This window comes from Pseudomonas fluorescens, assembly GCF_001902145.1.
Lineage (GTDB): Bacteria > Pseudomonadota > Gammaproteobacteria > Pseudomonadales > Pseudomonadaceae > Aquipseudomonas > Aquipseudomonas fluorescens_BV.
The window spans coordinates 13,928-29,396 of the sequence record NZ_MRST01000013.1; the positions used below are offsets into that span (position 1 = coordinate 13,928).

Annotated in this window: 15 protein-coding genes and 1 pseudogene; 5 read left to right on the top strand and 11 right to left on the bottom strand. The window is 58.9% G+C overall.

Translation table 11 applies throughout. From position 1 onward, the window contains the following. Positions 1-7: 7 nt before the first annotated feature. The gene (gene fabA, locus BUE92_RS01625; RefSeq protein ID WP_003190035.1) at positions 8-523 is read left to right on the top strand and encodes a 3-hydroxyacyl-[acyl-carrier-protein] dehydratase FabA; all 516 of its coding nucleotides are present in this window, start codon (positions 8-10) and stop codon (positions 521-523) included. Positions 524-534: 11 nt separating this feature from the next. Then, positions 535-1,755, top strand: coding sequence for a beta-ketoacyl-ACP synthase I (fabB, locus tag BUE92_RS01630; RefSeq protein WP_003190033.1), 1,221 nt, complete (start codon positions 535-537; stop codon positions 1,753-1,755). Between the two features lie 185 nt (positions 1,756-1,940). On the opposite strand, the gene BUE92_RS29200 is transcribed toward fabB, so the two are convergent. From BUE92_RS29200 to BUE92_RS01640, 3 genes and pseudogenes are all read right to left on the bottom strand, one after another. Further along, positions 1,941-2,804: a methyl-accepting chemotaxis protein gene (locus tag BUE92_RS29200; protein WP_371915178.1), complete on the bottom strand. Its 864-nt coding sequence runs from the start codon at positions 2,802-2,804 to the stop codon at positions 1,941-1,943. Next, positions 2,796-3,566, bottom strand: a pseudogene (locus tag BUE92_RS29205) (MCP four helix bundle domain-containing protein); the annotation flags it as partial. The pseudogene BUE92_RS29205 and the gene BUE92_RS29200, both read right to left, overlap by 9 nt. 96 nt (positions 3,567-3,662) lie before the next feature. Next, a complete protein-coding gene (locus BUE92_RS01640) occupies positions 3,663-4,685 on the bottom strand; it encodes an amidohydrolase family protein (RefSeq protein ID WP_073521679.1) in 1,023 nt (340 codons plus the stop codon). A gap of 139 nt (positions 4,686-4,824) precedes the next feature. Here BUE92_RS01640 and BUE92_RS01645 point away from each other — a divergent pair, with 139 nt between their 5' ends. Together BUE92_RS01645 and BUE92_RS01650 are read left to right on the top strand one after the other, a co-directional pair. Further along, complete coding sequence (locus BUE92_RS01645) at positions 4,825-5,241, top strand: OsmC family protein (RefSeq protein WP_034127200.1); 417 nt, start codon at positions 4,825-4,827, stop codon at positions 5,239-5,241. A gap of 62 nt (positions 5,242-5,303) precedes the next feature. After that, the gene (locus BUE92_RS01650) at positions 5,304-6,170 is read left to right on the top strand and encodes a pirin family protein (RefSeq protein ID WP_073521680.1); all 867 of its coding nucleotides are present in this window, start codon (positions 5,304-5,306) and stop codon (positions 6,168-6,170) included. Positions 6,171-6,234: 64 nt separating this feature from the next. Here BUE92_RS01650 and BUE92_RS01655 read toward each other — a convergent pair whose 3' ends face one another. The 4 genes from BUE92_RS01655 to BUE92_RS01670 all read right to left on the bottom strand — a co-directional run bounded on the left by BUE92_RS01655 (position 6,235) and on the right by BUE92_RS01670 (position 10,069). Next, positions 6,235-6,963, bottom strand: a complete 729-nt coding sequence (locus BUE92_RS01655) for a dienelactone hydrolase family protein (RefSeq protein ID WP_073521681.1) — start codon at positions 6,961-6,963, stop codon at positions 6,235-6,237. A gap of 186 nt (positions 6,964-7,149) precedes the next feature. Next, on the bottom strand, positions 7,150-9,054 hold the full coding sequence (gene htpG / locus BUE92_RS01660) for a molecular chaperone HtpG (RefSeq protein ID WP_073521727.1): 1,905 nt from the start codon (positions 9,052-9,054) through the stop codon (positions 7,150-7,152). An 89-nt stretch (positions 9,055-9,143) separates the two neighbouring features. Further along, positions 9,144-9,596 (bottom strand): PaaI family thioesterase, encoded by a 453-nt coding sequence (locus BUE92_RS01665; protein ID WP_073521682.1) that lies wholly within the window; start codon positions 9,594-9,596, stop codon positions 9,144-9,146. Beyond that, complete coding sequence (locus tag BUE92_RS01670) at positions 9,593-10,069, bottom strand: PaaI family thioesterase (RefSeq protein ID WP_073521683.1); 477 nt, start codon at positions 10,067-10,069, stop codon at positions 9,593-9,595. Before BUE92_RS01670 ends, BUE92_RS01665 begins: the two co-directional genes overlap by 4 nt. A gap of 157 nt (positions 10,070-10,226) precedes the next feature. Here BUE92_RS01670 and BUE92_RS01675 point away from each other — a divergent pair, with 157 nt between their 5' ends. Then, on the top strand, positions 10,227-10,484 hold the full coding sequence (locus tag BUE92_RS01675) for a hypothetical protein (RefSeq protein ID WP_034127196.1): 258 nt from the start codon (positions 10,227-10,229) through the stop codon (positions 10,482-10,484). Positions 10,485-10,568: 84 nt separating this feature from the next. Here BUE92_RS01675 and BUE92_RS01680 read toward each other — a convergent pair whose 3' ends face one another. The 4 genes from BUE92_RS01680 to sucC all read right to left on the bottom strand — a co-directional run bounded on the left by BUE92_RS01680 (position 10,569) and on the right by sucC (position 15,355). Further along, positions 10,569-11,309 (bottom strand): DUF599 domain-containing protein, encoded by a 741-nt coding sequence (locus tag BUE92_RS01680; RefSeq protein ID WP_073521684.1) that lies wholly within the window; start codon positions 11,307-11,309, stop codon positions 10,569-10,571. Between the two features lie 256 nt (positions 11,310-11,565). Then, entirely contained in the window at positions 11,566-12,879 is a 1,314-nt protein-coding gene (brnQ, locus tag BUE92_RS01685) for a branched-chain amino acid transport system II carrier protein (RefSeq protein WP_073521685.1), read from the bottom strand. 428 nt (positions 12,880-13,307) lie between these two features. Beyond that, on the bottom strand, positions 13,308-14,189 hold the full coding sequence (sucD, locus tag BUE92_RS01695; protein ID WP_003190013.1) for a succinate--CoA ligase subunit alpha: 882 nt from the start codon (positions 14,187-14,189) through the stop codon (positions 13,308-13,310). After that, entirely contained in the window at positions 14,189-15,355 is a 1,167-nt protein-coding gene (gene sucC / locus BUE92_RS01700) for an ADP-forming succinate--CoA ligase subunit beta (protein ID WP_003190011.1), read from the bottom strand. The genes sucD and sucC overlap by 1 nt, the downstream gene beginning before the upstream one ends. Positions 15,356-15,469 lie beyond the last annotated feature (114 nt).

The following is a 15,469-nucleotide window of genomic DNA, read 5'->3' on the forward strand; positions in this document are numbered from 1 at the left end:
AGCTCGCATGACCAAACAAAACGCCTTTACTCGGGAAGACCTGCTGCGCTGCAGTCGCGGTGAGCTGTTCGGCCCAGGTAACGCGCAACTGCCCGCCCCGAATATGCTGATGGTGGATCGCATCACCCATATCAGCGAAGAGGGTGGCAAGTACGGCAAAGGTGAATTGGTCGCCGAGCTGGATATCACCCCGGACCTGTGGTTCTTCGCTTGCCACTTCGAAGGCGACCCTGTGATGCCAGGTTGCCTGGGCCTTGACGCCATGTGGCAACTGGTCGGCTTCTACCTGGGCTGGCAAGGCCTGCCGGGCCGCGGTCGCGCCCTGGGTTCGGGCGAAGTGAAGTTCTTTGGCCAGGTACTGCCGAGCGCCAAGAAAGTCACCTACAACATTCAAATCAAGCGCGTCCTCAAGGGTAAACTGAACCTGGCCATCGCCGACGGTTCGGTGACTGTCGACGGTCGCGAGATCTATACTGCCGAAGGCCTTCGGGTCGGCGTATTCACTTCCACTGACAACTTTTAAGGGTTATCCGCATGCGCCGCGTCGTTATCACTGGTCTGGGCATCGTTTCTTGCCTGGGCAATGACAAAGAGACCGTCACCGCTAACCTGCGTGCAAGTCGCCCTGGCATCCGCTTCAACCCGGAATATGCCGAAATGGGTCTGCGTAGCCAGGTTTCCGGCTCCATTGACCTGCCCCTCGAAGAACTGATCGATCGCAAGATCTATCGCTTCGTCGGCCACGCTGCCGCCTACGCCTACCTGGCCATGAAAGACGCGATCGCCGACTCCGGCCTGAGCGAAGACCAGGTTTCGAACGTACGCACCGGCCTGATCGCCGGCTCCGGCGGCGCATCGACCCTCAACCAGATGGAAGCGCTGGACATCCTGCGCGAAAAAGGCGTAAAGCGCGTCGGCCCGTACCGTGTCACGCGGACCATGGGCAGCACCGTTTCCGCCTGCCTGGCTACGCCGTTCCAGATCAAGGGTGTGAACTACTCGATCTCCTCCGCGTGCGCCACCAGCGCCCACTGCATCGGGACTGCCGTTGAGCAGATCCAACTGGGCAAGCAGGACATCGTATTCGCCGGCGGCGGTGAAGAAGAGCATTGGAGCCAGTCGTTCCTGTTCGACGCCATGGGTGCATTGTCCACCCAGTACAACGAAACCCCGGAGAAAGCCTCCCGCGCCTACGACGCCAAGCGTGACGGTTTCGTCATCGCCGGCGGTGGCGGCATGGTGGTGGTCGAGGAGCTGGAACACGCCCTGGCCCGTGGCGCCAAGATCTACGCGGAAATCGTTGGCTACGGCGCCACGTCCGACGGCTACGACATGGTTGCGCCAAGCGGTGAAGGCGCCATCCGCTGCATGCAGATGGCAATGTCCACCGTCGACACCCCAATCGACTACCTGAACACCCACGGCACCTCGACCCCGGTCGGCGACGCCAAGGAAATGGAAGGCGTGCGTGCGGTATTTGGCGACAAGGCTCCGAAGATCAGCTCCACCAAGAGCCTGTCGGGTCACTCCCTGGGCGCCGCTGGCGTTCACGAAGCGATCTACTGCCTGCTGATGATGGAAGGCAACTTCATGGCCGGCTCGGCCAACATCGACGAGATTGATCCGGTTGTGGCCGACATGCCAATCCTGACCAAGACCGTTGAAAACGCCAAGATCGACACCGTGATGAGCAACAGCTTTGGTTTTGGTGGCACCAATGCCACCTTGGTACTGAAGCGCTGGCAGGGCAAGTAAGCCCGCAGGTTGATCACACGAAAAAGCCCCGACTGGTTCGGGGCTTTTTTTGCGCTTTGATTTGAAACCGCGTCGCCTTCATCGCAGGCAAGCCAGCTCCCACATTCGACCGCGTTCATCCTGAAGGAATACGGTCCAGTGTGGGAGCTGGCTTGCCTGCGATTGGGCCAACCCGGTTCCCCGCCCTACACCGAAAACCGCGCCACCATTGAATTCAGATCCACCGCCAACCGCGACAACTCCTGGCTCGCTGCACTGGTCTGGTTAGCCCCGGTCGCTGTCTGGTGCGCGAGGTCGCGGATATTCATCAGGTTACGATCCACCTCCCGAGCCACCGCCGCCTGCTGCTCCGACGCGCTGGCAATCACCAGGTTGCGTTCGTTGATCAAGGTAAACGCCGAGGCAATCTCTTCCAGTGCCATGCCCGCCGATTTAGCGATCTCCAACGTCGAGCGCGCCCGCGTGTTGCTCTGCTGCATCGAGTTGACAGCCTGGTCGGTGCCCTGCTGAATCGCGCTGATCATCTGCTCGATTTCCTGGGTCGACTGTTGTGTGCGATGGGCCAACGCCCGCACCTCATCGGCTACCACCGCAAACCCGCGCCCGGCATCCCCCGCTCGCGCCGCTTCAATCGCCGCATTCAGTGCCAGCAGGTTGGTTTGCTCGGCAATCGAGCGAATCACATCCAGCACTTTGCTGATGCCATAGACCTTTTGCGCCAGCGCTTCGACCTGGGTCGCATTGGCGGTCACATCCGTCGCCAGGGCTTCAATCGACACCACCGTCTGCTGCACCTGCTCACGCCCCTGCTGGGCAATCCGGTCGGACTCGCGAGACGCTTGGGAAGTCGCCACGGCATTGCTCGCCACCTCCTCCACCGCCACCGTCATCTGATTGACCGCCGTGGCCGCCTGTTCGATTTCCTGGTTCTGCTGGTGCAAATCGCGGGTCGCATCCTCGGTGACGCTACTGAGCTCTTCGGAAGCGGACGCCAATTGGTTCGACGATTCTGATATGCGCCGGATAGTGTCGCGCAGGCTTTCCTGCATGCGCTTGAGCGCCTGCTGCAAGCGTGCCGGCTCGTCGCTGCCACTGAGCCTGATCTCGCCCGTCAAGTCGCCACTGGCAACACCCTGGGCCACTTCCAACGACTGCGCCAGCGGCAGCACGATGCTGCGCGTCAGCCACACCGCCAGGCCGATCGTGATCAACGCGGTGACGGCAATCATGACCATCACCCAGACCCGCGACTGGCTGAACACGTGCTGCGCCAACCGGGCAGCCTCGTTGGCGCTGGACTTGTTCAACTTGACCAACTCACCCAGCGTCACGGTCATTTGGTCGGCCATCTGGTTCATTTCGCCATTGACCACCGAAATGGCGTCCTCCAGCCGATTGGCCTTGGATAAGCCCAGCACCTGTTCCTGGCGTTGCAGGTATTGCTGCTCCTCGACCTTGAAGCGATCGAACAGCACGCGCTCCTCAGGCAAGACGATCAATGCCTCGTACACGCCTTCAGCGTTGTGCAATGCGGTTTTGATCTCGGCGATTTTCTGCTCGTTCTGCGCCACCGCCTGGGGGTCGCGGTTGACCAGCAAGCGCAACGTCAGCGCCCGAATGCGCAACACATCCTGGTTCATCTCCCCCACCGCCATCACGCTGGGCAGCCAGTTGGTCTCCACCTGGTCCGACTGCTGGCGCATATTGGCCATCTGCAACAGGGCAAAGCCGCCCAAGACGAACACCATCAACGCCAGCACACCAAAGCCCAGGCCGGCGCGAGGGGCGATATTCAAACTGCGGATATTCATGCCAGGGTTCCTTCCAAAAGTACTGCATCCACCTGCAGCGGGTCTCTTGGACGTTATCGGCACCTCAGGTCATTGGCATAAGACCAAAACGCGATATCAACGTGCGTCGCCATCGCGACGCGGCTTGGGCAGGATGGCGAGGAAGTTGTCACGCGCGACCTTATGGGCAACGTCTTCGGGCAAGGCATCGAGGAAGGGATCGAAACGACGCATTTCCTTGCCTAACTTGTTGAAGCGCCCGACGACGTCGGAGCCGAGCATGAAGCGATCCGGGAAGCGCTCCACCAGCGCAACCCATTGCGGCCGTGGCTTGCCGGCGTCGTCCAGCAGATAGGGCGTGAGCATGCTCCAGGACAGGTCGATATACAGGTTGGGGTAAGCCTCAAGCAGGCGCGCCAAGGTGGGCAGCAAAAAATCCATTTGCACCTGATGACGGTGGATTTCCTTGCTGGTACCCGCATGGGCCCAGATAAAACGCGTGTGCGGGTGGTTGCGTAACGGCTGCTCGACTTCCGCCAGGTACAGTGGGTTGCGCTCACGTTTGGAGGTGATGTTGGAATGCAGCATCACCGGCAGGTCGTTTTCGGCCGCCAGGTGATAGATGCGCGTCATGGCTTCGTTATTGGCGCGAGGCGTGTCACCGGAAGTCAGGGCGGTAAGGTCATCGTGCCGGGTGAACACCTCACCGATGCCCTGCCACAGCCCAGGGTTGAGGTCGAGCATGCGCTGGATGTGGGCGGCGGAGTTCTTATCGTTGGGATTGAAACCGGCGAGGAAAGGATGAAAGTGCTGGCGTTGCTCGGGGGAAAGTATATTGACCGCCGCCGCGACGATGACATCCGTGGCGCTGTACCAATAGGCATCGGCGTCGTCACCGGCGTAGTAGCGCGGGCGCTTGGGCTCGTCTTCGTGCCATTTCTTGGCCACGGGAATCCCGGAAATCATGACGTGCTCAATGCGGTTGTCCGCCATGGCTTTGAGCAGCTTGTCCATGCCGGCGGTTTCCTGGAAAAAATCCACGTAATGCAGGTGCGCGTCGCTGTAGGCATAGTCACGGGCCTGCGCGGCAAGGCTGCTGGCGACGAGAAACACGGCAAGACTCAGGCGGGCTCCAGACACGGTAAAACCTCAATAAGGGTTGATACGGGTAGACCTTGCGCCAGCCTTCAGGGTTCAGCACGGAAAAAACCGGAACACTGGAGTGCCAGCATGCTCTATAACTGCATGACCTTCATCCTGCGCCCTTATGAGGTTTGCCATGCCTGTTACCGTCAATACGCTGAACGCTGAAAACTTCCGTCACAGTGTGAATATCAATAATCACGAGCTGTTTACCGACCTGCCCAAGAGCCTGGGTGGTGACGATTCTGCGCCCTCTCCCCACGATTATTTCGATGCTGCGCTGGCGTCGTGCAAAGCCCTGACCGTGAGGCTCTACGCGCAGAAAAAAGATATCCCGCTGACCGGCGTGACCGTGGAGGTCACGCACGACAGCGACGAAGAGCAAAAGGGTAAATACAAGCTCAACGTCAAGCTGACCCTCAAGGGCGTACTCACCGACGCCCAGCGCGATGAACTGCATCGCGTGGCCGACAAGTGCCCGGTACATAAGCTGATGACCACCGCCGAAGTCACTATCGAGACGAAATTGTCGGAAGGCGCCTTCAGCCAATAGCCCCAACTTCCCATCGAGCGGGTTATGCTCAAAGCATCCAACCCGCTCAGACTGGGATGCCCATGACCACCCTCACCGTGATTCGCCCTCGCCCCGAAGATGTAGAAGGCCAGCCTATCCTGCGGCCCCTGCCCTCGCGTGAATGCCGCAGCGTCGGGCCCTTTGTGTTTTTCGACCATATGCTGCCGACCCGCTACGCACCGGGTAACGGCATGAATATCCGCCAGCATCCCCACATCGGCCTGTCCACCCTCACCTACCTGTTTGAAGGCACCTTGCAGCATAAGGACAGCCTTGGCTCGGACCAGGTTGTGCAAGCCGGCGATGTCAGCTGGATGACCGCCGGCAGCGCGATTGCCCACGTCGAGCGCACACCTGAAGCGGTCAAGGCCACGGGTTTCAACCTGCATGGCCTGCAGGTGTGGCTGGCCTCGCCCAAGGACCACGAGACCGGGCCCGGACACTATAGCCATCACCCAGCCGCGAGCTTGCCGATGAGCGATAACCTCGGCGTGCAGGTGCGTTTGATCGCCGGTGATGGTTTTTGCCTCAGATCACCGGTGCCGGTGCTGTCGCCGACGCTGTATGCCGAGGTACAGATGCAAACCGCCACCACCCTGTTGATTCCTGATGAACATGAGGAACGTGCGGTGTATGTGCTGGAGGGTGAGGTGCAGTTGGACGGTGAAGCCCTGGAGGTCAACAGCTTGGTGGTATTGCCGACTGGGCAGGAGATGACCCTGTATGCCGAGAGTGATTGCCACCTGATGGTATTCGGCGGGGCGCCGCTGGATGGGCCACGGCGGATCAACTGGAATTTTGTGGCGAGCGACCCGGCTGTGATCGAGCAGGCGAGACAGCGTTGGGCGGCTGGGGATTGGCCCACTGTGCCGGGGGAGTCAGAAAGAATCGAGTTGCCGGTGAAATAGCTATCGCAGGCAAGCCAGCTCCCACATTTTATGTGTATACCCATCAAATGTGGGAGCTGAGGAGTCAGCCCTTGAACACTTCATCCAACAAGTTATGCATCGACTGGAAAGCCCGTGCAGCGGTCTTGGCGTCGTACATCATCTTGCCCGGCACATTGGCATGGGGGTCGGTGAAGGAATGCACCGCGCCGCCGTAGCTGAGCAACTGCCAATCCACCCCCGCCGCGTTCATTTCATCTTCGAACGCCGGCAGTTGCTCTTTGGGCACCAACGGGTCCGAGGCGCCATGCAGCACCAGCACTGACCCCTTGATGTTCTTCGCGTCTGCGGGGTTCGGTGTATCCAGGGTGCCATGGAACGACACGGCAGCCTTCAGCGGCGCGCCGGTACGGGCCAGTTCCAGGGAGCAGCAACCGCCAAAGCAAAAGCCGAAGGTGGCCAGTTTCGATGTGTCCACTGCGGCTTCAGTCTGGCCTTGCAGTTGCTCGAAGGCGGCTTGCATGCGCTTGTTCAGCAACGGGCGATCATTCTTCAACGGCATCATCGCCGCGCCCGCTTCATCGCCATTTGAAGGACGTACGTTTTGCCCGTAAAGGTCGGCAATCAGCACCACGTAGCCTTTGCCGGCAACGGCCTTCGCGATCTCTTCAGCCCCCGCACTCACGCCCATCCAGTTCGGCGCCATCAGCAGTCCCGGCAACGGGCCCTTGTGGCTGGCATCGAATGCCAGACGGCTTTCATAAGACTGGTCATCAATTTGATAGACCACGGAACGTACAGTGACTTGGCTCATCATTTTCTCCAATTCAGATGGATTGACGATGCTCCCTGTAGGAGCGAGCTTGCTCGCGAAAAACGTGAGATCACCGCGTTCATTCAGCATTTGCGCGCTATCGTTGACGTTCTTCGCGAGCAAGCTCGCCCCTACAGTAGAGCCAGAACGAAAAAACCCGCCGAAGCGGGTTTTTCTACAACGGTGTTAAACCGACAATTCAACCAACAGCTTGTTCAGTCGGCGCACATACGCGGCCGGGTCCTTCAAGCTGTCGCCGGCTGCGAGGGCGGCCTGGTCGAAGAGGATGTGCGACAGGTCGCCAAACCGCTCTTCGCTCTGCTCGCCATCGAGTTTCTCGATCAGCGGGTGAGACGGGTTGAATTCGAAGATCGGCTTGGAATCCGGCACTTTCTGGCCGCTGGCTTCGAGGATCTGGCGCATCTGCATGCCCAGGTCTTGCTCGCCGATGGCCAGGATCGCCGGGGAATCGGTCAGGCGGTGGGAAACTCGCACTTCACTGACCGCTTCGCCCAGGGAAGCCTTGATGCGCTCAACCAGGCCCTCTTTGGACTTGGCGACTTCTTCGGCTTCTTTCTTCTCTTCTTCGGAGTCCAGGTTCCCCAGGTCCAGGTCACCACGGGCCACGTCGACAAAGGTTTTGCCGTCGAACTCGGTGAGGTAGCTCATCAGCCACTCATCGATACGGTCGGTCAGCAGCAGCACTTCGATGCCTTTCTTGCGGAAGACTTCCAGGTGCGGGCTGTTTTTGACCTGGGCGTAGGTTTCGCCGGTCAGGTAGTAAATCTTGTCCTGACCTTCCTTGGCACGTGCCAGGTAGTCAGCCAGGGATACAACCTGCTCGCCGTCTTCGCCTTGAGTCGAGGCAAAACGCAGCAAACCGGCGATTTTTTCCTTGTTGGCAAAATCTTCCGCCGGGCCTTCTTTCATGGCCTGGCCGAAGTTCTTCCAGAAGCTCTTGTATTGCTCAGGCTCGTTCTTCGCCAGTTTTTCCAGCATGTCGAGAACGCGCTTGGTCAGCGCCGACTTCATGGAGTCGATGATCGGATCTTTCTGCAGGATTTCCCGCGACACGTTCAGCGACAGGTCGTTAGAGTCGACCACACCTTTGATAAAGCGCAGGTACAGCGGCAGGAAGGATTCCGCCTGGTCCATCACGAACACACGCTGCACGTACAGCTTCAGGCCTTTTGGCGCTTCACGCTGGTACAGATCGAACGGAGCACGGGCCGGTACGTAGAGCAGCGAGCTGTATTCGAGCTTGCCTTCAACCTTGTTGTGGCTCCAGCTCAGCGGGTTCTCGTAGTCGTGCCCGATGTGCTTGTAGAACTCCTGGTATTCCTCGTCCTTGATCTCGGTACGCGGACGGGTCCACAGGGCGCTGGCGCGGTTGACGGTTTCCCATTCCACCGCCGGGGCTTCTTCGCCTTCGGCAACGGTCTGTTCCTTGGGCAACTCGATCGGCAACGCGATGTGGTCGGAGTACTTCTTGATGATGTTGCGCAGACGCCAGCCATCGGCGAATTCGTCTTCGCCGGCTTTCAGGTGCAGCACGATGCGCGTGCCACGATCAGCCTTGTCGATAGTGGCGATTTCAAATTCGCCCTCGCCCTTGGAAGCCCAGTGCACGCCTTCGCTGGCGTCAAGGCCGGCGCGGCGGCTGAATACTTCAACCTTGTCGGCGACGATGAAGGCCGAATAGAAGCCCACGCCGAATTGGCCGATCAGGTGAGAGTCTTTTTTCTGGTCGCCCGACAGGTTCTTCATGAAATCTGCGGTGCCGGATTTGGCGATGGTCCCCAGGTGGGTGATCGCATCGTCACGGCTCATGCCGATACCGTTGTCTTCGAGGGTGACGGTCTTGGCGTCTTTGTCGTAGCTCACACGGATCTTGAGTTCCGCGCCGCCTTCCAGCAACTCAGGCTTGGACAGGGCTTCGAAACGTAATTTATCGACAGCGTCAGAGGCGTTCGAGATCAATTCGCGAAGGAAAATTTCCTTGTTGGAATACAGCGAATGGATCATGAGGTGCAGCAGTTGCTTCACCTCGGTCTGGAAGCCCAGGGTTTCCTTTTGAGTTTCCACACTCATGGTCATCAAACTCCAATTGGATGGCAGTGGCCGCGCCCTTGAGGGTTGGCGGCGGGTTGTCATCAAAGTTGGGGGCTCAGACCAGGATTTCAAGGGCGAACCAATTCCTCAATTTTGAAATGTGCCCGGGCAGTGGCAATCGGTTCGGCCGGTGTGCTCTGCCAGGCGGTAATCGCCACGTTGGCCACGCGCCGGCCCTGGCGCCATACCTGGCACTTGGCATAGGTGTCACGAAACTGGCCGGCGCGCAGGTAATCCAGGGAGAAGTCGATAATTTTCGGCAGGCCCGGAGCGCCAGTGAACACCAGCAGGTGCATGGCGGCTGCCAGCTCCATGAAGCCGGCGATCACCCCTCCGTGCAACGCTGGCAATATGGGGTTACCAATATTGTCCTTGTTGGCTGGCAGGCGAAACAGCAACTCATCCCCCAGGCGGGTGCATTCGATGCCGATCAGCCTGGCATAGGGCACCAGCTCGAGCAGCGCGTCGTAGTTGCCGCGATCAAGGGCTTGCTCCAGGCGGGTCTTGAAGCGATGCGTCATGCCTGCTCTCCCTTGATGACAGTGCCCAAGCCTTGGGTGCCTTTGAGGCGCTTGCCCATGCGCATGAACGTGCCCACCACATGGGCAATAGGTTGTTGCGAGTCATCCTGATAGGCAACGCCACGGGTGAAGATCACATCGGTGGTCACCCGGTAGCATTGCGCGAAGCCATACACCGGCTTATGGGGTTCGGCGGGATGCATGTAGTCGATACGCAGGTCCAGGGTGGGGCACACCTCGAACTCGGGCAATACGCACAGGGTCGCCATGCCGCAAGCGGTGTCCATCAATGAGGTCAGCGCGCCGCCGTGGATCACCCCGGTCAGGGGATCACCGACGATATGCGGCCCATAAGGCAGTACAAGGGTCATGCCCTCCTCGCTGGCTTCGTGCACCGTGACACCCAGCACCTGGCAATGGCGCAGGGCCGAAACGAAGCGCACGGCACGCTCTAACAAAGGGTTTTCGGTCATTGTTTTTAGACTCTTATTAGTGTGAATTTGGCGGATTGGAATGACGGGGTAAAGTTCCTGTACGAAACATGCTATATATCTGTGGGACATAAGGAACTAATGCTGGCCCCTTGGGTTCGAAAGGCCAGTAGATATCTTCAATAAGGAGAAACACCCCATGCGTAAGACATTAGCTATTTCCATGATGCTGGCCGCTGCTCTCGGTCTGGCTGCCTGCGACAAGAAATCCGAAGACAAAGCCCAAGACGCTGCTGCACATGCTGAGCAAGCTCAGCAAGATATGGCTAAAGCACAGGATAAAGTGAACGACGCTGCGAAAGAAAACGCCGAAGCTGCCAAAGCTCAGGCCGAATCGAACGAAGCTGCTGCAAAAGAAGCTGCACCTGCCGCACCTGCAGAACCTGCCAAGCAGTAATCGCAGGGTTTAAAGCTGTATTGCAGTAAAAAGAAAGCCCGCTGACTAAGCGGGCTTTTCTTTGTCTGGGATTTGCTACCAGCGTTACGATGCGCCTTCTTTTACAGCGTCGACTGCCGGCATATCGGTCGGGGTGTACACCATCACGTGCAATACATCGGAATGGAACTCGCGGCGGTACAGCACCAACACCACCCCACTGCTCATCAACATGAACAACCAGGGGCTGACAAACCAGGCCAGCATGGTCATGCCGAAGTAATACGCACGCAGGCCAAAGTTGAACTGGTTGGCCGCCATTGAAATCACTCGCGCTGCCCGCAGAGCAAACGCCTTGCGCTCCTGCTCTGACACGTGCCGTTCACCGATCATGGGCGCCGAGCCCACCAGCACCGCCGCGAAGTTGTACTGGCGCATGCACCAACTGAAGGTGAAAAAGGCGTAGACGAACACCAGCGCCAGGCACAGCAATTTAATCTCCGACATGCCCTGGGATGCCTGCTGCACCATGGGAATATCCGCCAGCAGTGACACTGCGCGTTCCGAAGCCCCTAGCACCGTGAGGATACCGGCGAGGATGATCAGGGTACTGGAGGCAAAGAACGAGGCATTGCGCTCCAGGTTGCCGATCACACTGGCGTCGGCGATACGGTTGTCGCGCAGCAGCATGCGGCGCATCCAGTCTTCACGGTACAGGTGCAACACACTGGCCAGGCAGGCCGTGTCCCGGGCTTTCCAGGTGGCATAACGGGTATAGCCGCCCCAGCACAAGATGAACCAGAGCGCGGCAAGCAAATGGACTTGATTGGTTTCGACGAACGACATGCGGGTCCTTGTACACGAGATAGTTGGGCGGACGCGGCCCAAAGTGGGAGCTGGCTTGCCTGCGATAGCGTATCTCCAGCCACCATCGCGCCAACTGATGCGCCGCCATCGCAGGCAAGCCAGCTCCCACACCGACCGGTGTTATCAACTTGAAGTTTTTTGACGCCTTCCCCCAAAAAAAGACACTGCCTGCGACTCAAAAAAAATGCCCCGTATCGTTTGATACGGGGCATTTCAGTACAGCATGAACCGCGTGTTATGCGATGGCTTCGCTGCGCTTGCCCAGCATACGGTCAATCACCACAGCCACGGCCAGCGTCATCACCGACGGCACCAGCCACGCCAAGCCTTGTTCGCTCAACGGCAGGTTTAGCAACTGCGCAGGCATCCAACCCGCCAGGCCCGCCCCCTTGATTGCGTCGATGCAGCCAAAGATGAACGACACCAGCATCACCGGGCCGACAATACGGCCCTGTTCCTGCCAGAACCCTTTGCAGAAGCTCAAGGCCACCAGCACGATGCACGGCGGGTAGATCGCGGTCAGCACCGGGATCGAGAAGGCAATCAGTTTGGTCAGGCCCAGGTTGGACACAAACAGCGAGAACAGCGCCAGGATCACCACCAGGGTCTTGTAGGACAGCGGCAGGATCTTGCTGAAGTACTCGGCGCAGGCACAGGTCAGGCCAACGGCAGTCACCAGGCATGCCAGGGAAATCAGCACGGCGAGGAAACCACTGCCCAGGGAGCCGAATGTGTATTGCACGTAGGCGTGCAGCACCGCCGCGCCATTGCTGGCACCCGCAGCCACCGCATGGCTGCCCGAACCCAGGCGGAACAGGCTGACGTACACCAGCGCCAGGCCCACGCCGGCAATCAGCCCGGCAATGATCGCGTAGCGGGTGATCAGCTTGGGCGACTCGACGCCACGGGAGCGGATCGCGTTGACGATCACGATGCCGAACACCAGGGCGCCCAGGGTATCCATGGTCAGGTAACCATTGATAAAGCCTTGGGAGAACGGCGCGGCAACGTATTCCGGCGTGGCAACCCCCACCTCACCTGCGGGCAAGGCAAACGCCGCGATACCGAGAATGGCAAGGGCGATGATTTTCAGCGGCGCCAGGAAACGGCCCACGGTGTCCAGCAGTCGACCTGGGTACAGGGAGACAAAGAACACCACCAGGAAATACACCGAGCTGTAGAGGAACAGCGCCAACGGGCTTTCACCGGTCAAGGGCGCCAGGCCCACTTCAAACGATACTGTTGCGGTGCGGGGGGTCGCAAACAGCGGACCCACTGCCAGGTAGGCCGCTGCCGCCAGCAGGCCACCGGCAATCTTGCCAATCGGGCTGCTCAACGCGTCCATACCACCACCGACCTTGGCCAGGGCGATCACGGTGACCACTGGCAAACCGACCGCGGTGATCAGAAAGCCCAGCGCCGCCATCCAGACATGCGGCCCGGACTGCAAACCAACGATAGGCGGGAAGATTATGTTGCCGGCGCCCACGAACAGGGCAAAGGTCATAAAGCCCAGCGCCAGGATATCCTGGCTTTTCAACACTTTCATTTGAGGAAATACCACACTACTGAATCGGAATTTAGAGAGGGCTTCCCTATGGATGAGGGAAATGCTGCCGGCCCTTGTGGGGACCGACCGGTCTAGCGCGCAGCTTCCTTTTGAGACGCGGACGCATAAAGAGGCGGCTAGAGTACAGAATTAGGCTGACAAACGCACTGTTGCGGGGCGGACTGTCCGATAAGCGACATTCCTATGTCGCGTTTTCATACTTAATTGGGCAATACAGGTTTTTTGTAGGAGCGAGCTTGCTCGCGAAAAACTCACAGGCGCCGCATTCGTTCAGGAGGCACGCGTTATCGTTGACGTTTTTCGCGAGCAAGCTCGCTCCTACAGAGGGCAATGTTCGCAGGCCCAGAATGCACAAAGGCCACCCGAAGGTGGCCTTTGTGTGGTGAAGCGTCAGCTAAGCGCGAGGCTTACTTGACAGCCCAACCGGTCAGCTCGGCCAGGGCCTTGCCGATGTCTGCCAGCGAACGCACGGTTTTAACGCCTGCGTCTTGCAGTGCAGCGAATTTCTCGTCTGCAGTGCCTTTGCCGCCAGAGATGATTGCGCCAGCATGGCCCATGCGCTTGCCCGCAGGGGCAGTCACACCAGCGATGTAGGAAACAACCGGCTTGGTCACGTGTGCCTTGATGTAGGCAGCCGCTTCTTCTTCAGCCGAACCGCCGATCTCACCGATCATCACGATCGCTTCGGTCTTCGGGTCTTCCTGGAACAGCTTCAGGATGTCGATGAAGTTGGAGCCTGGGATCGGGTCACCGCCGATGCCGACGCAAGTCGACTGACCGAAACCGGCGTCAGTGGTCTGCTTAACAGCTTCGTAGGTCAGAGTGCCGGAACGGGAAACGATGCCGACTTTACCTGGCAAGTGAATGTGACCTGGCATGATGCCGATCTTGCATTCGCCTGGGGTGATCACGCCTGGGCAGTTAGGGCCGATCAGGACTACGCCCAGTTCGTCGCACTTAACTTTAGCGTCCAGCATGTCCAGGGTAGGAATGCCTTCGGTGATGCAGACGATCAGCTTGATGCCGCCGAATGCCGCTTCCAGGATCGAGTCCTTGCAGAAAGGAGCTGGAACGTAGATCACGCTGGCAGTGGCGCCAGTGGCTTCTACCGCTTCTTTCACGGTGTTGAACACGGGCAGGCCCAGATGCTCGGTGCCGCCCTTGCCTGGTGTTACGCCGCCAACCATCTGGGTGCCGTATTCGATGGCTTGCTGGGTGTGGAAACTACCTTGCGAACCGGTAATACCCTGGCAGATAACTTTGGTGTCTTTATTGATCAGGACGCTCATTACTTGCCCTCCGCAGCTTTGACAACTTGTTGAGCAGCGTCGGTCAGGCTGGTAGCCGCGATGATGTTCAAACCGCTTTCTGCCAGTACTTTAGCGCCCAGTTCAGCGTTGTTACCTTCAAGGCGAACAACAACCGGGATTTTAACGCCGACTTCTTTCACTGCACCGATGATGCCTTCGGCAATCATGTCGCAACGAACGATGCCGCCGAAGATGTTGACCAGTACTGCAGCGACGTTGGAGTCGGACAGGATGATCTTGAACGCTTCGGTAACGCGTTCCTTGGTAGCGCCACCACCTACGTCGAGGAAGTTGGCTGGCTTGCCGCCATGCAGGTTGACGATGTCCATGGTACCCATGGCCAGGCCGGCACCGTTGACCATGCAGCCGATGTTACCTTCCAGGGCTACGTAGTTCAGTTCGAACTTGGCAGCGTGCGCTTCGCGCGGATCGTCTTGCGACGGATCGTGGAAAGTCTTCAGCTTAGGCTGACGGTACATGGCGTTGGCGTCGATGTTGATCTTGGCATCGAGGCAGTGCAGATCGCCGTCAGCCTTGATCACCAGCGGGTTCACTTCCAGCAGGGCCAGATCGTGATCCTGGAACAGTTTGGCCAGACCTACGAAGATCTTGGCGAACTGGGCAACTTGCTTGCCTTCCAGGCCCAGCTGGAAAGCCAGCTCGCGACCCTGGAATGGCTGAGCGCCAACCAGTGGATCGATAGTGGCCTTCAGAATTTTTTCTGGGGTTTCGTGAGCGATCTTCTCGATGTCCACGCCACCTTCGGTGGAAGCCATGAACACGATGCGACGGCTCGAACGGTCAACGACAGCGCCCAGGTACAGCTCTTTAGCGATATCAGTGCACGATTCAACCAGGATCTTGGTGACTGGTTGGCCATTGGCATCAGTCTGGTAAGTCACCAGACGCTTGCCCAGCCACTGCTGTGCGAAGGCCTTGGCGTCTTCTTTGCTGCGAACCAGCTTGACGCCGCCCGCTTTACCGCGACCACCGGCGTGGACCTGGGCTTTGACAACCCACTCGCTGCCGCCGATTTTGTCGCAAGCTTCTGCTGCTGCTTCCGGGGTGTCTACTGCGTAGCCCTTGGAAACTGGCAGGCCGTATTCAGCGAACAGCTGCTTACCCTGATACTCGTGAAGATTCATGCTTTTTACCGTCTTCGTTAGGTACTGCGCATTCGGCGCTGCGCTCATTATGAGTGCCGCGCCACCTGTGACTGCTGCTTGCGCAACTTGCGGGGCTTATGGCCCGTAAAGCTG